The organism is Streptosporangium sp. G12 (assembly GCF_052983175.1).
In genome coordinates, this window is record NZ_JBRIQO010000021.1 from 60,085 (window position 1) to 78,361 (window position 18,277).

The 18,277-nt window shown below is 63.3% G+C and carries 21 protein-coding genes; 14 read left to right on the forward strand and 7 right to left on the reverse strand.

Annotated features, from left to right (window positions below; translation table 11 throughout):
- Window positions 1–157: 157 nt before the first annotated feature.
- Together ACVCAG_RS29450 and ACVCAG_RS29455 are read left to right on the forward strand one after the other, a co-directional pair.
- On the forward strand, window positions 158–916 hold the full coding sequence (locus ACVCAG_RS29450; RefSeq protein ID WP_440089379.1) for an HAD hydrolase-like protein: 759 nt from the start codon (window positions 158–160) through the stop codon (window positions 914–916).
- Between the two features lie 404 nt (window positions 917–1,320).
- Window positions 1,321–2,373, forward strand: coding sequence for a hypothetical protein (locus tag ACVCAG_RS29455; protein WP_440089380.1), 1,053 nt, complete (start codon window positions 1,321–1,323; stop codon window positions 2,371–2,373).
- Window positions 2,374–2,730: 357 nt separating this feature from the next.
- Here ACVCAG_RS29455 and ACVCAG_RS29460 read toward each other — a convergent pair whose 3' ends face one another.
- From ACVCAG_RS29460 to ACVCAG_RS29470, 3 genes are all read right to left on the reverse strand, one after another.
- On the reverse strand, window positions 2,731–3,801 hold the full coding sequence (locus tag ACVCAG_RS29460; protein ID WP_447190682.1) for a beta family protein: 1,071 nt from the start codon (window positions 3,799–3,801) through the stop codon (window positions 2,731–2,733).
- A 602-nt stretch (window positions 3,802–4,403) separates the two neighbouring features.
- The gene (locus tag ACVCAG_RS29465; RefSeq protein ID WP_440089382.1) at window positions 4,404–4,790 is read right to left on the reverse strand and encodes a hypothetical protein; all 387 of its coding nucleotides are present in this window, start codon (window positions 4,788–4,790) and stop codon (window positions 4,404–4,406) included.
- A gap of 359 nt (window positions 4,791–5,149) precedes the next feature.
- Window positions 5,150–5,800: an HAD family hydrolase gene (locus ACVCAG_RS29470; RefSeq protein WP_447190683.1), complete on the reverse strand. Its 651-nt coding sequence runs from the start codon at window positions 5,798–5,800 to the stop codon at window positions 5,150–5,152.
- A gap of 558 nt (window positions 5,801–6,358) precedes the next feature.
- Between ACVCAG_RS29470 and ACVCAG_RS29475 the strand changes: the two genes are divergently transcribed.
- Window positions 6,359–8,158, forward strand: coding sequence for a DNA methyltransferase (locus tag ACVCAG_RS29475; RefSeq protein WP_447190684.1), 1,800 nt, complete (start codon window positions 6,359–6,361; stop codon window positions 8,156–8,158).
- 262 nt (window positions 8,159–8,420) lie between these two features.
- On the opposite strand, the gene ACVCAG_RS29480 is transcribed toward ACVCAG_RS29475, so the two are convergent.
- A complete protein-coding gene (locus ACVCAG_RS29480) occupies window positions 8,421–8,687 on the reverse strand; it encodes a GntR family transcriptional regulator (RefSeq protein ID WP_447190685.1) in 267 nt (88 codons plus the stop codon).
- Between the two features lie 96 nt (window positions 8,688–8,783).
- Between ACVCAG_RS29480 and ACVCAG_RS29485 the strand changes: the two genes are divergently transcribed.
- Together ACVCAG_RS29485 and ACVCAG_RS29490 are read left to right on the forward strand one after the other, a co-directional pair.
- Complete coding sequence (locus ACVCAG_RS29485; RefSeq protein WP_447190686.1) at window positions 8,784–8,951, forward strand: hypothetical protein; 168 nt, start codon at window positions 8,784–8,786, stop codon at window positions 8,949–8,951.
- Window positions 8,948–9,247: a hypothetical protein gene (locus tag ACVCAG_RS29490; protein ID WP_447190687.1), complete on the forward strand. Its 300-nt coding sequence runs from the start codon at window positions 8,948–8,950 to the stop codon at window positions 9,245–9,247. The genes ACVCAG_RS29485 and ACVCAG_RS29490 overlap by 4 nt, the downstream gene beginning before the upstream one ends.
- Before the next feature lie 510 nt (window positions 9,248–9,757).
- Here ACVCAG_RS29490 and ACVCAG_RS29495 read toward each other — a convergent pair.
- The 3 genes from ACVCAG_RS29495 to ACVCAG_RS29505 all read right to left on the reverse strand — a co-directional run bounded on the left by ACVCAG_RS29495 (window position 9,758) and on the right by ACVCAG_RS29505 (window position 12,027).
- Window positions 9,758–10,348: a guanylate kinase gene (locus ACVCAG_RS29495; RefSeq protein WP_447190688.1), complete on the reverse strand. Its 591-nt coding sequence runs from the start codon at window positions 10,346–10,348 to the stop codon at window positions 9,758–9,760.
- Entirely contained in the window at window positions 10,345–11,388 is a 1,044-nt protein-coding gene (locus ACVCAG_RS29500; protein ID WP_447190689.1) for an AAA family ATPase, read from the reverse strand. Before ACVCAG_RS29500 ends, ACVCAG_RS29495 begins: the two co-directional genes overlap by 4 nt.
- Before the next feature lie 273 nt (window positions 11,389–11,661).
- Window positions 11,662–12,027, reverse strand: coding sequence for a winged helix-turn-helix domain-containing protein (locus tag ACVCAG_RS29505; RefSeq protein ID WP_447190690.1), 366 nt, complete (start codon window positions 12,025–12,027; stop codon window positions 11,662–11,664).
- A gap of 191 nt (window positions 12,028–12,218) precedes the next feature.
- Between ACVCAG_RS29505 and ACVCAG_RS29510 the strand changes: the two genes are divergently transcribed.
- The 9 genes from ACVCAG_RS29510 to ACVCAG_RS29550 all read left to right on the forward strand — a co-directional run bounded on the left by ACVCAG_RS29510 (window position 12,219) and on the right by ACVCAG_RS29550 (window position 18,250).
- Window positions 12,219–12,572, forward strand: coding sequence for an SCO3933 family regulatory protein (locus ACVCAG_RS29510; protein ID WP_447190691.1), 354 nt, complete (start codon window positions 12,219–12,221; stop codon window positions 12,570–12,572).
- Entirely contained in the window at window positions 12,569–13,945 is a 1,377-nt protein-coding gene (locus ACVCAG_RS29515; RefSeq protein WP_447190692.1) for an FtsK/SpoIIIE domain-containing protein, read from the forward strand. The genes ACVCAG_RS29510 and ACVCAG_RS29515 overlap by 4 nt, the downstream gene beginning before the upstream one ends.
- Before the next feature lie 27 nt (window positions 13,946–13,972).
- On the forward strand, window positions 13,973–14,686 hold the full coding sequence (locus ACVCAG_RS29520; protein ID WP_447190693.1) for a DUF2637 domain-containing protein: 714 nt from the start codon (window positions 13,973–13,975) through the stop codon (window positions 14,684–14,686).
- A 17-nt stretch (window positions 14,687–14,703) separates the two neighbouring features.
- A complete protein-coding gene (locus ACVCAG_RS29525; protein ID WP_447190694.1) occupies window positions 14,704–15,054 on the forward strand; it encodes a hypothetical protein in 351 nt (116 codons plus the stop codon).
- A 17-nt stretch (window positions 15,055–15,071) separates the two neighbouring features.
- The gene (locus tag ACVCAG_RS29530) at window positions 15,072–15,245 is read left to right on the forward strand and encodes a hypothetical protein (RefSeq protein ID WP_343961252.1); all 174 of its coding nucleotides are present in this window, start codon (window positions 15,072–15,074) and stop codon (window positions 15,243–15,245) included.
- Window positions 15,242–15,370 (forward strand): hypothetical protein, encoded by a 129-nt coding sequence (locus ACVCAG_RS29535; protein WP_447190695.1) that lies wholly within the window; start codon window positions 15,242–15,244, stop codon window positions 15,368–15,370. The genes ACVCAG_RS29530 and ACVCAG_RS29535 overlap by 4 nt, the downstream gene beginning before the upstream one ends.
- A gap of 104 nt (window positions 15,371–15,474) precedes the next feature.
- The gene (locus ACVCAG_RS29540) at window positions 15,475–16,845 is read left to right on the forward strand and encodes a replication initiator (RefSeq protein ID WP_447190696.1); all 1,371 of its coding nucleotides are present in this window, start codon (window positions 15,475–15,477) and stop codon (window positions 16,843–16,845) included.
- On the forward strand, window positions 16,842–17,027 hold the full coding sequence (locus ACVCAG_RS29545; RefSeq protein ID WP_386198911.1) for a helix-turn-helix domain-containing protein: 186 nt from the start codon (window positions 16,842–16,844) through the stop codon (window positions 17,025–17,027). Before ACVCAG_RS29540 ends, ACVCAG_RS29545 begins: the two co-directional genes overlap by 4 nt.
- Window positions 17,024–18,250: a tyrosine-type recombinase/integrase gene (locus tag ACVCAG_RS29550; RefSeq protein WP_447190697.1), complete on the forward strand. Its 1,227-nt coding sequence runs from the start codon at window positions 17,024–17,026 to the stop codon at window positions 18,248–18,250. The genes ACVCAG_RS29545 and ACVCAG_RS29550 overlap by 4 nt, the downstream gene beginning before the upstream one ends.
- Window positions 18,251–18,277: the final 27 nt, after the last annotated feature.

Genomic DNA, 18,277 nt, shown 5'->3' on the forward strand with positions numbered 1-18,277 from the left:
CGCCTCGTCCGAGGAGCCTTCCCGATCCGGTGGCTGCCACGGACCGGCGACATGTGATCATGTAAGGCGGTGTCGCTGCATACACCCGCCGAACGCGCCTCGGGCTGTACGGCACCGCATAGGATCGGCCACGATGCCATAAGTAGGAGGATTCCGGTTGACGAGCACGAGGGTACGCCCCCATGTCGCCCTCGTCCTGGGACGGACCCGCGCCGCGCTGTTAGCCTTCGACGGCACGATCTGTGACCTCTTCGCCGGCGTGGACACCGAGGCGATCGCCGAAAGGATTCGTGACCGGCTCTTCGCCCAAGGGCACAGGATGTCGCTCTTTACCTCCATCGAGGCCGACCCGCTGCGGATGCTGAGATACGCCCACCACGTCAGCCGGGCCTACGGCACCGAAGCCGAGGAAATCGTCCGGGACGCCGAGATGGCAGCGGCTCTGACGGCCGTACCCACCCCGGGAGCACGCGAGGCGCTGCAGGCCTGCCAGGCCGGCGGCAGACGCGTCGCCGTGGTGGGGGACACCTGCTCCGCCGCCATGGAGACCTACCTTGAGACACACGACCTACGGCACCTGGTGGGACCGGTCATCGGACGCGAGGAGCACCGGCCTTCGTCGAAGGAGCCGATCGGCCTGGCCCTCGCACGGCAGGTGGTGAAAGCACTGGGCGCGAACCCATCCGAGTGCACGGTGGTCAGCCAGTCCATTGAGGGAATGTACGCGGCGTCAAAGGCCGGCATCCAGGCGATCGGCGTGGTCGGCAAATACGGCAACCGCAAGCATCTCGCCGGCATCGGTGGTATCGATGGTATCGGCGGCTCAGTCGTCGTCTCCTCACTGTCTCAACTGGCTGGTGCGCTCACAGCTGTCCCCATCGCAGACGCCTTTGAGGCATCACCTGAGCGGCTCTAGCCACCGGCACGTCCATACGAGGCCGAAAACCATCCCCGCAACGTCATGGGCACTGGCCTGCTGAGCAGTCATCGCAAAACCACAAGACCCCTTCATTACGAGTCAACGGCACGTCCCAGGTTGGTGGCCTTACGTCCTGGTCAGACGGTAGATACGGGTCGGTGGCGTGTGGTCGTGTGAGGCGGTGTTGCTGTACGGGGCTGCTGTACAGCGCTCCTCTCCACGCTGCGACATGGCCACTCGATCACCACTCGTGTAAGGCGGTGTTGCTGTATCGGCTGCTGTACGGCATTCCTCATCCCTCGTGAGGTGCGGCGTGGCCTTTCGCCGAATCGGCGTCGAGCGATTCCCCCAAGACCGGCTCTGAGCCAAGATGATCCGAGCACCGTGACATGGGAGGGCGCATGATCGTGTTCACGTGTGCGGGCTGTGACGCCTCGCTGACCTTGCCCGTGTCGCAGGTCGCGCTCCCCGCCCACGCCCATCGGAAGTACGGCCACGAACTCCTTCCTGTTCTCATGGAGCCTGGGACCTACGCGGTGGATCCGGAACCCTTCGGACCGCCGTGGCGGCGGTGGGAGGAGATCGGCGCGGAGGAGGCAGAGGCGCGCGGTGTGTACGCGCCGGTCTTCGCCCTGTCGTACGGGCCGCCGGGAGCGGTCGCGGTCGCACTGGGCGACGTCCGCGGGACCGTTCTGATTCCGGAGCGATGCGACGGCCGCTGCTGTGGTCTGGACAGCAGGAACGGCCCCAACCTGGCGTGCGCGCAGTGCGGTCGTGCCGTGGCCACCCTCATCGACGACTGCGGGCACTGGCAGGTGGTGTGGCTGGACCCACGCGCCGTACGTTCCCTCAACGTCGACGCGTCCGCTCACCGAGTGCTCAGCTGGGAGGAACTGCGAGAGCAGCCGGACAGACCGCCGGTTGATCCGATCGGGGCATGGAGCCCGGTGTGGGAGGCGGCGGTCTCGGTGGCGCTGGCCCACCTACTGGCCGCGTCGGGCGGTGCGCGGGTCGTGGTTCCCGACGGCCCTGTCGCCGACGCGTTCCGTCCGGCGCTCGACGCCCTGCTCCCGGCCGGGCCGCCGACGAGGAGCCTGGCCCTGGCCGGGCCGGGACTGCCCGCCACGGTCACGGACATCGCCTTGGTTCCACGGCACCCGCAGACTGGAGAGACATGGTCGACCGGCACGAAGGCGGCGGTGCCACTGGCTGCCGATGTGTGGGCGTACATGGCCTTCAGCCGAAATCGGCGGCTCCACCCCGCATCGGGCGGGCTACCCGACGGCGTCTACTGCGATGACCCACCACCACCGCCGCCTCGCAGCCCGTTCCGGCTCGACCGGGAAATGTTCCTCCACGCGCTGGCACGACTGCCGGAGGTTCGCGAGCCATGGCTGCGTACGGTTCACGACGACGTACAGGACCGCCGATGCAACCTCCCGTTCTGGTGGTAGGAAGACGCGCTCATGGCCGACGTCCCGGTCTGTTGCCGACGGCCCTTGGTAACGTCCAGCGGAATGGCGTGTGAGTTGATCTCCGCGTGATCCTGTTTCTGAGCTTCCCCCGCAGGACGAACACCTCGTCTGAGCCGAGGGCACTGACGGCGTCCTCAGCAAATCACCGAAACTTGTCGGCGACCGGCAATGCTTCCGATGTTCCGGGCATGGACGGGTGACCGATGACCCACGTGAGAAGGCGGATGGGATCCGATCCCCACGGCCGGTTCGTGGCCCTGCTGACGATCGGTGTCATCAGAAGTGGGCGGTAACTGTGCCCTCGCGTTCCGATATCACGCCTGCATGCCACCGCAGCTATCGGACATTCGAGTTGGCAGCGGCACTCTGCGTCACATACGCAGGCTCCAGTAAAGCCACAATGACCGCCAGATGGTGGGACATCGAGTACGCCTTCCACTGGGCACCAGATCCCGGACCGATGTCCTCGCGTGCGGCTAAGTCGATCCGCTGGTCTCCCCAGGAGAAGGTGGGGCCTTCGAGCGGCCAGTCACGGGATTTCAGCAGATCCCGACAGAGACGGTAAAACGAATGGTGTCTGCCGCTTGGATCCTTCGGCTGTCGATAGAAACGCCACTTCTCGGCCACGGTGTAGCGGAGGTTGGGATCGGGGCGCAATCCCTCCGACGGCGGGCCGGGGTGATCGACTCCATAGTCACCATAGTGGATTCCAGGCCAGCGCTGACAGATGTGAGTCCACAGCTCCGCCTCTAGCCTAGGGATTGACATAACTCTCTGGCGCGGAGTGTTAGCGAAGAAATCGGGCGCCGGGAACGAGCCGGCCGCGATGGTCACTGAGCACCAAGGATGGTCCTGCAGATGCCGCACAGGCCCAGATAGACGGGCGACCGTGTCACGAACGTCCTGGATGAATCCACAGTCAAGCACGACGTCGGCCCGCTCAACAGGTAGCCCCAGGGCATCGAGCTGCTCAAGGAGAATGCGCGAATCGCTGAGGTTATACACATAGGGCTCATTCACGCGAAGACATACGCCTATGTGATGGGCTCCCACTATGTGTCTCACTCCTTCGAGACTACGCGGATCGTCTTCGGGATAGACGACAGGCCGAAAGGAGAAGTTAAAAGCTCCAAGTTCTGCGTCAAGGAGATTCAGAGCCTCCATCGGGGCTGACCCCCCGAAACGTACTGCCAGAGGTGCCGCATCAAACGCAAGAACCAGATCGTGCAGGCCATATGTTTTTATCTGTTTTGCAATTCTCTTCACAGTGGTTTTGATATCGCCGTCGCCGTCTCGTGGTACGACCTCGACAATTGGACGGATGTTACGCCTGACCAGGTCGCTCGCATTTTCCAGCGCCTGCAAGTTGGGCGAGCGACCTTTCATGATCGGCACGTATACCGCCATAACTCGGTTCTCCGAAGGGGTTGGCGAACCTGTCTCCGGCGCAGCGGCCCTGTACCATAGGCGGCCACCTCGCCCGGTCATTTCTGACGATGAGGCCAGCCAGTAGAACCGTCAATGTCCACGACGACATACTTCGCAATCGCGCACTACTAGAGATGCTCGTGAGACTAGATTGGCGACAGAATACTGCTAAGTGCATAAAAATAGGAAAACCGTTCTGACATAAAGAATCGACCCGACACTATGTTCCCGCACCCGAGAACGGCTCCCTACGGGGCACTCAGCATCCCTATTTACAGCGGCTGGCCGACATCGGCGAGACCCGCAGTTGCCGGGCCACCTCGGCCTGCGACGTTCCCTGCGCGAACACCTCCGCCGCCCGCAGGCGCACCGCCTCACGTCGCACTCTGTCTTTGGCGGTCAATCCACCGCCCTCCGGATACCTCGTAACTCCGGCACACCGAACGCGAGGTCATCCAACGGTCATGAATCACCATTGATGATCTAATTCCCGAGCTTCAACTTCAGTAGGTCCACACGGACCGACCGAAGAAAGCCTTCCAGGATGCTCCGGGGAGGCTTTCGTCGTGAGTCTCGCGGACTCACCACTCGGGAAGTTCGTGAGCGTCGGGATAGAGCACGATGATCTTCTCCAACAGCTCAGGGCCGCCTGTCTGCACATCCCAATGACCGCTGTCGAACGCCCGGATCCTCACCTGCGGTTCCGACGAACTGTCGGCATAGCCCACCAGCTCCCCATCGATGAGCTGGCCTTCCCCGCTGAACAGGTCGATGAGACGACTCGTGGTCACCAGTGAGTTCGCCCTGGCCTCGGTGATCGCTTCGATCTCCGGAGAGACGAGCCAGTCGATGATCAATCGCCAGCGATGCCCCTCGATCAAGGTACCGAGGGAAGCGAGGACCTCCGCCAGGCCGACGTAGTGGCCTCCTTGCCAAGCCGCGAACGAGAGGACACGGATCCCGGTCACGTGCTTCACCCTCCCCTGCGGCGGACGCCTCTCACGCGGAGCAGACCCAGGACACTCGATCAGTGGCGGCCGTCAAACCCCGTTGCTGTATTTCGCTGCTGTACGGGTACGAAAAAGGCCCTCCGGGATCATCCCGGAGGGCCTTTGACCTGCTGTGCGGCCGGAGGTACTCGAAACCCCAACCTTCTGATCCGTAGCCAGTTCGAGAACGTCCAGAACCGTCCATCGCTGTCTTGCGTGCCTGATCGGACGGGGTCGACAAGGTCCGGGAGTCCAGGCGCGTCCAGGGTCGTCCAGGACCGTTGTTAGCATCTGCGTTAGCAAGATCACTGTTCGCGCTGTCCGGAAACCTGGGCCGGCTACTGCTCCGCTTGCAGAATCTCCATGGCCTGAAGCACGTCAGTGACGACATGATCCGCGCTGTGATCGTGGCCAACCCAAGTGCCTCGGTCGATCCAGATCGTACGCAGTCCGGCTGCCTGTCCCCCGCCGATGTCGGCAACGAGGTGGTCGCCGACCATCCATCCCCTGCCTTCGAGGGTCACACCGCAACGCTGGGCCGCGACCTCGAACAGACCGACGTCAGGCTTTCGGACGCCTTCGGCTCCTGATAGCGCGTAGGCGTCGACGGCTTTAGCTAGTCCCGTCCGCTGAATCTTACCGAGTTGGTTGTCCGCGGTGCCGTTGGTAACAATCGCCACCTTCCACCCCGACGCGCGGAGTCGAGACAGCCCATCCATCACCTCGGGTCGACAGTGAACAAGGTGCGGCATGCGCTGACGGTAGCGACTCCACAGCTCGTCGACCGGCTCAGGCAGGGCAAAGTGATCGCGGACCTTGGTGAAGAAGACCTCACGGTGCGGGTAGCCGGCTCGATCGAGAGCGATCAGCCAATCAACCGCTCGACGGCCTAAATCGTGTTCCTTGGCGAACTCCCTAGTCCATACCTGGAACGCTTCGTCCAAGTTAACGAGCGTGTTGTCCAGGTCGAAAAGCGCAAGTCGTTGCACGGCTGACACCTCACTGCGAACATGCCCGGCCTCTGAAAATTTCTATGGCGAGGAATGAGGCTATTCGATGGCAAGTGGACCCGTACCGCAGGGCCGTCAGGCCCGAGGAACGGAAGCCACGCGGCAGATTTCGTAACCGTCTGATCAGTAGGGAATAGGAAGAAAATCGCTGGCAGCTCTCCGCGTTATTTAGAGGGCAGGTAACAAACCTTGGCGAGAGCTATTCGAGATGAGGTAGCCATTTAGCATCCTCGCCCAGGATTTCAATCAGAACCACGCGAACGTCACTCGGTCCACAAAATCTCGCTCACTTGCAGCGCACCAACAATAACCTTCCATGCCCATTATGAGGATTTTTCTGGAAATAATCTCTGGTTTCGGACAACCGAAATTAGGGTCGAGTTGCTCGATAACGAGCCACTGTAGGACGAAAACTCAAGTTCAGCTGTCGAAAGTGATGCAGAAGCCAAATTTTTGTAACAACACGAAGGGATTCCAAGATGAGTTAGTTAGGACCACTTCGGTCGAACCATCCGACAAGCGCAGATCGAGGAATGAGTGAGCGAGAATAAGCTTTTCTACGGTGACAATCTCGAAGTGCTCCGCTCCGGAGCAATCACCCCTGAAAGCATCGATCTTATATATTTGGACCCCCCATTTAATAGCAACAGAATCTATAATGTTGTCTTCGACAGAGTTGGTGATGCTCAAGCTCAAATACAAGCCTTCGATGACACCTGGAAGTGGACAAATGAAACCGGAGATATCTATGAACATCTAGTTAACGGAGGCGGCCTCCCTCCTCTACTGTCAGACATGCTTGAGTCGTTGTTAAAAATCGTAGGGGAAACCAACTTGATGGCTTATCTCGTCAACATGACACCCCGCCTATTTGAACTCCACAAAGCATTAAAGAAGACCGGCTCCTTATATATTCATTGCGACCCTACCGCAAGCCACTATCTAAAAATAGTTCTCGACATGATATTTGGTGCCAAAAACTTTAGAAATGAGATTATTTGGAGGCGCACTGGGGCACACTCCCCACGGTCCAGCTTCGGCCCACTGCATGATGTGATTCTTTTTTACACAAAGAGTGATTCATACTATTTTAAGACAATCCGAACGCCTTACACCAAAGATCATGTAGAAAAACGGTATCGCCTTCAATCCGATGGCCGCTGGAAATTTACGAGTGGAGGAAACGTATTGACTGGTCCTGGGATTAGGGCTGGGGAGTCTGGTTTTTCGTGGCGAGGTTTCGACCCAACCGCAAAGAATCGACATTGGGCAATTCCTAAGTTCATCGAGAATCAGATGCCGGAAAGCTTTGCAAGTTTAGGCACTCTAGAGAAACTTGAGAAAGCCTATCGGGCTGGCCTTATTGAGATAATTCCGGGAGCAGCATGGCCCACACCTGTACGCTACTTAAATCCGGAAGACGGAAACCCATTGGGAGACATATGGGCGTATCAGCCAGGAACATCTGGTTGTTTAGCGGGAACAAATCATGCCATTGACGAAGATGTTGCATACCTTGGTCCTACAGCTCCCGAACGATTAGGTTACCCAACGCAAAAGCCTGTAGGACTTTTAAGGAGAATTATCCGGTCCTCGTGCCCTCCTGGTGGAATCGTTCTCGATCCTTTCTGCGGATGCGGCACCACTCTGGATGCAGCGATCAATCTAGGGTATCGCTGGATCGGGATTGACATTACTTATCTAGCTGTCGACCTCATCAGGAACCGGCTTCGGCAAACCCACGGTGATGAGATTGACTCTACATACGAAGTTCTAGGCGTTCCGGCCGACCTAGCCGGAGCTCATGCACTATTTTCCCGATCGCCATTTGATTTCGAACGATGGGCTGTGTCCCTTGTTAAGGGGACACCTAATCAAAAGCAGGTTGCTGACAAGGGCAGCGATGGTGTGGTGGTCTTTGCGACCGGAAAGAAGTCGCGAGCCAAAGCAATCGTTTCGATAAAAGGTGGGAAGAACCTCAGCCCTTCCATGGTCCGCGACCTAGAAGGGGTCGTATCTAAAACAAAAGATGCAGAGATCGGCATTTTAATTACTCTTCACCAGAGCACTAAAGGCATGCGTGACGCCGCAAATACCTCGGGCAGCTATAGCGATTGGGTTAGAAATAGGTACTCAAGAATTCAAATTCTCTCAATTGAGGAACTCTTGGGAGGAAAACGCCCCAAGCTGCCACCTATCGTTCCCCCGTACACCGAAGCAAGACGACAAACAGATGCCGGAGACCAAGAACCACTCTTTATTGATGCGATTCAAGTAAAAACAAAAGACGAGTCAGGCTCTCCTGTTTCCTCAGACGATGGGATTGTCGAACCATGACTTACGATGTGGCGTTAACGCGGCCGTCCTGTGCAGATAGCACACTATAAACTAGTGCAGATCGGAGAAAAGCGTAAGGAATAGGATTTTCATAGCGGATATTAGCGCGTGGGCGGCGCTGGCCCGGACCGGCCGAAGAGCCGCAGCCGGGCCAGCGACCGCCCGACGCGCGGCGAGACGCCGTAGGCGGATCGCCTTTAAAGACGTAGAGAAAGTTCTCATCCGAAGTGAGCAGACTCCGATGATCTTGAGGCCGTAGTGGCTACTCGGGTGCCTCGTCGGGTGCCGTGGTGCGTTCCTCGGCGGTGGTGACGAAGCTGCCCATGCCGCGCTCGGTGCGGATCCATCGGTCCTTGCGCAGGGCGTTCATGACCTTTTGGGCGGTCTGGGTGGCGATGCCGAACTCTTGGGTGAGGTCGACGACCGAGGGAATTCGCTGGCCCGCCTTGTACTGGCCGGCTTCGATGCGCTGGACGATGATGTCTCGCACCTGGCGCCACCTGGGCAGATCGTCCCGCAACTCGGTCATGAGTACACGGTAGGAACCCGCGGTGGAGGGTACCTCAGCGGAACATACTGCTGTGTTCTATGGTGTACCACGGTATTGCCTGCCTATGATGCAGCCGTGGGCATCGGAGAGCGGTGGGCCTACAAGCTCGGGACCGGCTTCCCCGTATCGGTCCGTTCCTCGGTGCTGGAGGGCGCCGAGGGACATGGTTCCGGGTTCTGCTCGCCGATGCCCACCAAGTCAAGGACCTTCGCCGGACGACACGGAGAAGAAAGCGAGTCGTGAGCACCTTGGGCCACCTGGCGGCGTACTACCACGGGATCCACGTGGCTCCGCTGCGCGACGGTCACGAGGTGCTGCACTGGCGTCCCAGGGTGCCGCGCTTCGATCGGGTCCGGGTGCGTGAGCACACCTGCGAGTGCGAGCCACTCACCTATGAGTTCTGCACGGCGGGCGGGGTGGCGTTCATCCGCCGACGTCGGGGCGAGGGCAAGAAGATCACCATGCGAGAGACCGAGTGGCTGTTGACCGCCGAAGGGGAGCGCCTGTGGACAGCGATCCTCACCGGATGGGCCTGCTGATGGTGTCGGTGACAGGAAGGGAACCAATGTCCGATTGGCTGCTCTCGGCGCACACGTCGACTCCGGTGACCTATGGCCCGTTGCTCGATGGGTGGTACGCGGAAACCGGTGCATCAGGCGTCCTCTACGCGCGCCGGACCCTTGAGCGACCGTTAGAGCGCCATGAGGTTCTTGCCGGGCTCACCCGCTACCTCGTGGCGCACAGCCTGGATGAACTGGTCCGTCTCATCGCTGGGCAACGGCGCATCGAGGAACACCTACAGGCAGGATCTCCACCGCCAGCGTGCCCGTACTGCGGGCGCGGTCCTGGGGAGGCTCCGATCATCGTGACCGTGGATGAGTCGTCTGTCACGGCGGAGAGCTGCGCGCGGAGCTACGGGATCGGCGCCGAGTGCGGGCACACTCGGGTCGAGTGGACTTACGAGCTTCCGCTTCCCGACGGTGCGCGCTGCCGTGACTGCGGCATCTGGTGGCGGCTCGACCTGATCCCCGACGAGGTGGCGGCCCGGCTCAATGACGGCACTCCGCCTGGGGGCATCCAGCCTCCCGCAGACGGTCGTAGGCACTCATGATCTCGCGTGCTGCCGCGTCGGCTCCGAGACGGTCGGTGTGGATGCGCAGATGAAAGAACCCGGCGTCGGTGTTGGTCTCCAGGTCGGCGAGCGTCTCGTCCCACGCGGCAAGGCGCTTGGCGGTGTCGACGTCACCGCGGGACTGGGATCGCTGCTCGGTGACCTCACGCGGGATCCACAGCAGCACACGGAACCACCCGTCGGGAACCTTGCCGACGAGTTGCCGCAGATCATTGACATTACCCATGTGTACGACGGGGACGTAGCCGGCGGCGTGCCGGTCTTCGATCGTCTGGCGGTCGATGGCGTAGATGTTGCCGTAGCGGTGGGTCTCGGCGACCAGGCGGCCGGCGTCCCGGAGCTTGTCCAGGTGCTCGGCGCTGACAAACTCGTACCCGTCGGCTCGGCCGGTACCGACCTTGAGCTTGGGCAGCAACGTGAACCGCGGATCCAGGTGGGTGAGGGCGGCGGTGATGGTGTCCTTGCCGCTGGCGGGCGGGCCGTAGATGACGATTCCCTGTGGGCTCATGTGAGGATCCGCTTGAGGGCTTCGCGGGTCTGGTCGGCAAGGCTGATTGCGGCACCAAGCCGGTTGTCGATGGTGACGTGTGCGGTGGGCGGGCTGACCTCGACGTTCAGGCTTGCGGCGTATTGCTCCCAGTTGTTCAGCTTCCAGGCGTCGCGGGCGGCGCCGCGGAACTCGATGTACTCGCGCATCGACTCGGGGTCGCAGCGGACCCAGATCGCCGCGACGTCGATCCCCTTGGCGGCGCACCGATTCTCCAGACGGGCAAACCACGCCTCATCTTTGAGTTCGGCGATGAACGGGGCCGCCAGGATGGCCGAGGTGCCGACGTTGAGGTTGTCCCACGCGGTCTCCATCAGGCATCGGTACTCCAGCGGCCGGACCTCCTTGAGGTACAGGTCAGTGTGGCGGTCGTTGGGGTCGCCACCAAGAGAGACGAGCAGCCGCTCGACGATGCATCGGGTCAGGGAGTCCTTGTCCAGGAACGCCCACCCGGTGACGTCGGACAGGAAGCGGGAGAACTCCGTCTTGCCGGATCCGGCATATCCGCCGACCAGGGCGAGGATGGGGCGGGGGCTACCTCCGCCGTGTCGCCTGCGCCAGGCGTCGACCACGCGGCTACGGAGAAGTCCCGGCGGGGAGTCGCTGGACTCGATGCCACCGACGGAGACCTTGGTGAACGTCTCCTCGATGACCAAGGCGGCGGCGTTGTCGGCGGCGGGATCAGCGGGTGCAGGCAAATCGGAAATCACAATTTCCGCTTTCTGTGATTCACCGGGCAGGGCGGGACGAAACCCTAGTTCGGGTTCGGTGGCCTGATAAAGCAGGCAGTAAGCACGCCGGTAATGCGGGCCTGGGAACACGGTTCCTTGCTCGTGACTCCAGAGCGTTTGGAAGTTGGCGGCCGGAACGCTCAGACCGTGACTGGCGGCTGCCTGGCGTAGACGTTCGCCTGCGGCTTCCAGGGTGAGGCCGTGGGCGTCGCGGTGTTCCCGCAGGCGGGAGGGGTTCCAGCCGGGTCGCTGGGCCGTCTTCAGTTGCATGCTTTCGCCTTCACGCTTCGGGGAGGTGGCGCGGTGTGCGGTCGTGCATGTGAAAACGCATGTGTAAATGGCGTTGAGCGGAACTGAAGAAGCTTAACTAGATCGGCGTGATACCGGAAACCCCCAGCTCACGGTGAACTTAAGCCATCGCGAAAGGCGAACCGCACCGCAGAGCAAAGGAGGAACCGATGAACGTCGACCCGCAGCGGATCATCTGGGAATTGACCGCGATTCGGTCGGAGCTGGACGAGTTGGCATGCCGGATCGGTGAGATCACTTCGGCTCTGCGAAGACTGCCGCCTCCAGAGCGGCGAGTCGATCCCCCAGCTCCTTGAGGCTCTGGCGCGTCTGGGCAAGCTGGTCCAGGATCTCGGCGTTCACGTCCACCGCCTCGGGTCTGGAGGTCTCGGCGGAGGGCTGGCGGACGAACACGCCTTTGCCCTGCTGGCCGATCACGAGTCCCTCGGTGCGGAGCACGCTGATCGCGGCCTTGACCACGCTGGCGGAGACGTCGAAGCGCTCGCCCAACTGGGCGATGGAGGGCAGCGCCGTACCGGGGGCGAGTGAGCCGGTACGGATCTGGCCGCGCAGCTCATCGACGATCTGCAAGTAGGCCGGCTGGCCGGTCTTCTCCACCATCGCACTCGTCTCGCTTCGTGTTGTTCCTTGTGACGCACTTGGCGCGCATTGCGCGCAATGCGCGCAGCACGCGTATCCAGTTCAGCACACCCCCTCAGAGAAACCAACCAAGGCGCCAAAGAACTCATTGACAACTTAGAACTCCAAGTGTTCTATGTCTTCCAAGCATTCCACCTAGCAAAGGAACGATCATGCGCGCCATCCCCATCCCCGTCGACGTCACCAAGCTCCAGATCACCTGCGTCAAGGCCGCCAAGCCCCGCCTCGTCAGCAAGGACACCGGCGAGATCAAGCGCGACAAGGACGGCAACGTCATGTACGAACTCACCTTCCTGTTCGAAGACGACCTTGGCCGGATGGAGCTGGTCAAGATCAGCACCACCCCGGAACCGCAGATCACCCCCGGTGAGGAGGTCGTCCCGGTCGACCTGGTCGGCTACGTGTGGGAGCAGGGCGGACGCTGGGGCATCGCCTACCGGGCCACCTCCTTCCGCCCCGTCGGCGCCTCCCTGTCCACCTCCACCGGAATGGGGGCGGACCTGTGATCACCCTCGACCACCCCCTGTTCAAGGTCCTCGCCGTCGTGCTCGTGCTGCTGGCCTGGCGGCGCTGGGCTCCGGCCTCCTACTGGTACGCCCTGGTCTTCCCCCGTAAAGCCCTCTGGCTGCGCTGGTCCTGGCGGCACGTCGCCTCCGGCTGCGGGCTCACCAAGAAGCGGCACCGCTGGTGGTTCACCACCGTCCCCGGCCTGGTCGCCTCGACCGGCGTCGTCCAGGTCAAGCGGCGCTTCCAGCGGGTCGCCGTCGACACCAAACCGTGGATGGGCCTGCCCCGGCCCGTACGGCACGGCTTCCGCATCACCTTCCACCTCCTCGACGGCCAGGTGCCCGACGACTACGCCAAAGTCTGTGAACGGCTCGCGCACGCCTGGCGCATCGAGGCCGTTCGCGTCGTCGGCTCCCGGCCTGGCCGCGTCACTCTCCAGGGCATCACCCAGGACCCTCTAACCCACGTCGCCCCCGCCTCCCCTCCGGCTGAACCGCGCGACGGCTGGCGGGCCGATGACCTGCTCCGCCCCATCGTCGGGGTGCTGGAGACCGGCGCGGCCTGGCGGATGGACCTGCGGCTGATTCCGCACTGGATGAACGCGGGCGCCACTCAGTCGGGCAAGTCCAACCTGATCAACGCGCTCATCGTCGGCCTGGCTCCGCAACCGGTCGCCCTGGTCGGCTTCGACCTCAAAGGCGGTGTGGAGCTGTCGGCCTACGCCGCTCGGCTGACCGCGCTGGCCACCAGTCGCGCCGAGTGCCTCGACCTGCTCGGTGACCTGATCGCGGTGATGGGTGCCCGGATGCTGGCCTGTCGCCGCTACGGGGTCCGCGACATCTGGCAACTGCCCGACAGCTCCCGTCCGATCCCGGTTGTAGTCCTGGTCGATGAGCTCGCCGAGTTGTATCTGACCGCTGACAAGGCCGAGAAGGATCAGGTCACCCGGACCGCTACCGCGCTGCTGCGCATCGCCCAGCTCGGCCGCGCGTTCGGCATCCACCTGATCCTGTCCGGCCAAAGGATCGGCTCCGACCTCGGTCCCGGCGTGACCGCGCTGCGTGCCCAGATCGGCGGACGCGTCTGTCATCGGGTCAACGATCCCGAAACCGCCGTGATGACGCTCGGCGACCTCGACCCCGACGCGCTGGTTGCCGCTCGGTCCATCGCGCCGGAACTGCCTGGGGTGGCTGTGATCACCGGTTCTGACGGCCGGTGGTACCGGGCGCGGTCCGGCTACGTCTCCACCACCGCCGCAGAGCAGGCCGCGGACGCCTACGCCGAGATGGCTCCGTCGTGGAACCAGGTCGCCGCCTCCGGTCTCGGTCACGAACTGCCCGGCGTCGACGAGATTCCCGAACTCATCGCCTGACCTCCGGATCTGGAAGGGAGAACCGCCGTGACCGTGACCGCGCCTCGTCTGGCCGTACGGCTGGCCGACTCCGCACCGGTGCTGATCCTCGCCCTGATTGCCGGGGCCGGCAGCTTCACCCACATCCGCGACACCGCCACCGAACACGGACAGTCCGGGTGGATGGCCTGGGCCGTGGCCGTCTGCGTCGATCTCACCTGTGTCATGGCCGCGCGGGAACGACAGCGCGACAAGAAGAACGGACGCATGCGACAGGGCTGGATCTCCTGGCCGACCCTCGTCCTCGTCGGCGGGATCGCTCTGTCGCTGGCCGCGAACCTCGCCCAAGCCCACCCATCGGCCTGGGGGTGGATCACCGCCGCGACCCCAGCGGGGGCGTTCCTGATCGCGGTCTCCATGCTGGAGCGCCGCTCCTCCGCCCCTCGTCCTGAACCGTCCCCGGTACCCGTTCCCGTTCCGGACGCCGTACCGCACCCCCCGGCCGAACCTGCCGCGCTCTCCCCGTCGCCCGCTTCCGCCGTACCGACCCAGAACGGCGCCGGGAACGGCCAGAACGGCACCGGCAACGGCCTCGGGCCAACGAGTGAGCTCCTCGACTACGCGCGCCGCGTCGCCGACGAACACCACGCCCGGCACGGCAGACCCATCACCCGCGATGCCCTGCGCACCCGCCTCGGGGTGTCCAGTCAGCTCGCCTCCGACCTGCTGCGCAACCTGCGCGACAGCCCCACCCCCGCCTGAACACGAAGGAGAATCCCATGCCCGACACCACTGCCCGCGCCGCTCTCATCAAGGGACTGCGCGAACTGGCCACCTTCCTGGAGGCCAACCGCACCGTCCCCGTTCCCTCGTTCGCCGGACTCACCTACTTCGCCGAAGGGACCGACCTCGACATCCGCGCCGAGATCGACGCCATCGCCGCTCTCCTCGGCACCGAGATCGACCCCGGCGACTCCGAGCACGCCCACTACCGGGCCTGTCGCACCTTCGGGCCGGTCGAGTACACGGCTGTGGGCATCTTCGCCGCCGCTCGGGCTCGCCACCGGGCCAACACCTCCTATGAGGGGTGCATCACCCCCGACCCCGTCCCCTCGTCCCGTACCGCCTGACCAGAAAAGAGACCCCCATGCGCATCCGCATCGACGGCACCTACGCCGAAATCGTCCACTCCGTCAACAAGATCCGAACGATCCTCCCGATCGGCTCGGTCTCCCCGGTTCTGCCGCTACAGCGGCCCCACACCTGGCGTGTGTTCCTCGATACCGCGCCCAAGCGCACCGGAAGCAGGTGGATCACGTGACTGACACCTCAGACTCCCCGCTCGTCGACATCGTCCCCAAGCGCTGGCTGTGCTGCTGCGGCGGGACCGGCGTCGACAGCCACGGCCAGACCTGCGAGCACTGCGAGGGCCTCGGCTTCACCTGAGAGTCCTCGGCGCCCCCGGCGTGACCACACATCCGCCAAGACGTCCGTCACGTCGGGGGCCATCCCGCACCGAACCTCGAAAGCCCGGAAGGGACGCACCCATCATGCCAAGCACCCACGCGGTAGCCGGGATGATCACCCGGCTCCACGACCCCCAATACGCCCGCTGGGCCTCCCAGATCCGCCGGACCGGCGGCTGCCGACAGCCCATCCATCTGCGCGGCCACGTCCACCACCTCGACCCCGCCACCGGCAACCGGCTGCACAGCTACAGCACGGCGACCGAACCGGACGGCATCCTTCGCGTCCCCTGCAAGACCCGGCGCGCCTCGCGCTGCCCGGCCTGCGCCGAGACCTACCGGGCCGACACCTACCAACTCATCCGCGCGGGCCTCGTCGGCGGCAAGGGTGTCCCGGAGACGGTCACGGCGCACCCCTGCCTGTTCGTCACCCTGACCGCTCCCTCCTTCGGCACCGTCCACACCCGCCATGAGAAGAACGGCAAGATCCTGCCCTGTCACGCGCGACGCGATGCGGCCACCTGCCCGCACGGGCGCGTCATGTCCTGCACTGCTCGGCACGGAGCCGACGAACAGTGCCTCGGTGAACCGCTGTGCCCGGACTGCTACGACTACGCGGGAAGCGTGCTGTTCAACGCGATGTCCCCGGAGTTGTGGCGGCGCTTCACCGAAGCTCTTCGCCGACGCCTCGCCAAGAACGCCGGACTGACCCAGCGGGAACTACGGGAACAGGCCGTGATCTCCTTCGCCAAGGTCGCCGAGTACCAGCGGCGCGGCGTCGTCCACTTCCACGCGGTCATCCGCGTCGACGGACCTGAGGGGCCGGCTACGACTCCACCGGCCTGGGCGACGGCCAACCTGATGACCGACGCCGTACAGCACGCCGCCTCGGCTGTAGCGGTCACCGTCCCTGCGGTACCTGGCGAACCCGCGCGGGCCTTCCAGTGGGGTGCTCAACTCGACGTTCGCGAGATCACCGTGACCGGTGACCTCACCGAGCAGGCCGTAGCCGCCTATATCGCCAAATATGCCACCAAAGCCGCCGAATGCGTCGGCACCCTGGACCGGCGCATCAACCCCCTCGACGACCTGAGCGCCCTGCCGATCCGGGACCACGCCCGGCGGCTCATCGCCGAGTGCCTGCGCCTGGGCGCCCTCGACGAACTGACCGAACTTCGGCTCATCAAATGGGCGAACATGCTGGGCTTCCGCGGCCACTTCTCCACCAAGAGCCGCCGCTACTCCACCACCCTCGGCGACATCCGCCAGGAACGCACCGACTACATGCGCGGTGAGGCGATCACCACCGGACGGCTTCCGCTCTTCGACGAAGACACCGTGCTCGTCGTCTCGCACTGGGAGTACGCCGGACAGGGCTTCTCAGCCGGTGACGCCCTTTTGGTAAGCGCCCTCACCGGAAACCGTCTGCCCGCGCTCTCCGGGGGTGGCTCATGACCCGGCTCCTTCTCACCGTTCCCGAAGCCGCGGCTGCCCTGGCGGTCTCCCGGAGCAAGCTCTATCAGCTGATCGCCTCCGGCGCGGTCGCCTCGATCCGGATCGACGGATCCCGGCGGGTCCCGGTCTCGGCCCTACAGGACTACATCACCCACCTGACCTCGGCGGAGCGTGCGGCATGACCAAGACCCTCGTCGGCACCCCTGACAAGCCGAACAAGAAGAGCACACCCAAGCTCCGCGACGGCGTCATGAAGCGCGGAACCACCTGGTCATACGTGGTCCGCGTCAAGGATCCGGAGACCGGCGAGAGCAAGCCCAAATGGGTGAGTGGCTTCAAGACCGAAGATGATGCCAAGGCCGCTCGCGATGAGGCTCGGGTGAAGGCTCGCCGCGGTGAGTACGTCGACCGGAACGCGATCACCGTGGGCGAGTATCTCGACGAGTGGATCGAGGGACACGCGGTCGAGATCAAGCCCAAGACGCTCAAGGACTACCGCGACATCATCACCCGCTACGTCAAGCCCCATATCGGGCGCCAGAAGCTTCAGGCCGTCCGTCCCGCCACAATCACGAAGCTCTATCGGGACCTGATGGCCGGCGGCGGCAAGAACGGTCGCAAGCTCTCGGCTCGGACGATCGACTACGTGCACGCGGTCCTCCGCAAGGCGTTCCGGGACGCGGTTGAAGTCGACCAGGTCCTTTCCTCCAACCCTGTCGAGCGGGCCAAGCGCCCTCGGCGGGAGGTCCAGGAACCCGGCACGGTGTGGACTACCGACCAGCTCAAGACCTTCCTACAGATCATGTCCGCGCATCGGCTGTCCGCCTTCTTCCACGTGGCTGCCTACACGGGTGCCCGGCGCGGGGAGTTGCTCAACCTGCGTTGGTCAGACGTCGACCTCGACGGCAAGCAGATCACCATCACCGGCTCTGTCGCCTTCATCGACGGCGAACGCATTGAGGGAACCACCAAGAGCGGCCGGAAGCGCATCGTCAGTCTCGACGACGGAACGGTCAAGGTCCTGAAGGCACAGCGAAGCAGGCAGGCCGCCGACAAGCTGGCGACCGGACAGGAGTGGAAGGGAACGAGCGACCACGTGTTCACGACCGGCTGGGGTGAACCCATCCATCCCGACACGGTCAGCTCGCTCACCGCAACCATGATCCGCCGCTACAACGACCCGTCGAAGGGACCCAAGCCCAAGCATCCGCTCCCACACGCCCGGCTCCACGACCTTCGACACATCCACGCCACGACTCTGCTCCTGGCGGGCGTCCCCGTCCACGTCGTCGCCGCCCGGCTCGGGCATGCCGACCCCTCCATCACGCTCCGCGTATACGCCCATGTGATCTCGGCAGCAGAAGCTTCCGCCGCCGAGATCTTCGCCAAGACGGTTGGAACATAATGGGCTATACGTAAAATGTCGACAGGC

Excerpts from the sequence above, each read along its gene's own strand:
- ACVCAG_RS29540 (WP_447190696.1), top strand. The coding sequence starts at position 15,475 with ATGCCAAGCACCCACGCGGTAGCCGGGATGATCACCCGGCTCCACGAC.
- ACVCAG_RS29460 (WP_447190682.1), bottom strand. The coding sequence starts at position 3,801 with ATGGCGGTATACGTGCCGATCATGAAAGGTCGCTCGCCCAACTTGCAG.
- ACVCAG_RS29545 (WP_386198911.1), top strand. The coding sequence starts at position 16,842 with ATGACCCGGCTCCTTCTCACCGTTCCCGAAGCCGCGGCTGCCCTGGCG.
- ACVCAG_RS29495 (WP_447190688.1), bottom strand. The coding sequence starts at position 10,348 with ATGAGCCCACAGGGAATCGTCATCTACGGCCCGCCCGCCAGCGGCAAG.
- ACVCAG_RS29525 (WP_447190694.1), top strand. The coding sequence starts at position 14,704 with ATGCCCGACACCACTGCCCGCGCCGCTCTCATCAAGGGACTGCGCGAA.
- ACVCAG_RS29480 (WP_447190685.1), bottom strand. The coding sequence starts at position 8,687 with ATGACCGAGTTGCGGGACGATCTGCCCAGGTGGCGCCAGGTGCGAGAC.
- ACVCAG_RS29550 (WP_447190697.1), top strand. The coding sequence starts at position 17,024 with ATGACCAAGACCCTCGTCGGCACCCCTGACAAGCCGAACAAGAAGAGC.
- ACVCAG_RS29455 (WP_440089380.1), top strand. The coding sequence starts at position 1,321 with ATGATCGTGTTCACGTGTGCGGGCTGTGACGCCTCGCTGACCTTGCCC.
- ACVCAG_RS29505 (WP_447190690.1), bottom strand. The coding sequence starts at position 12,027 with ATGGTGGAGAAGACCGGCCAGCCGGCCTACTTGCAGATCGTCGATGAG.
- ACVCAG_RS29510 (WP_447190691.1), top strand. The coding sequence starts at position 12,219 with ATGCGCGCCATCCCCATCCCCGTCGACGTCACCAAGCTCCAGATCACC.
- ACVCAG_RS29500 (WP_447190689.1), bottom strand. The coding sequence starts at position 11,388 with ATGCAACTGAAGACGGCCCAGCGACCCGGCTGGAACCCCTCCCGCCTG.
- ACVCAG_RS29530 (WP_343961252.1), top strand. The coding sequence starts at position 15,072 with ATGCGCATCCGCATCGACGGCACCTACGCCGAAATCGTCCACTCCGTC.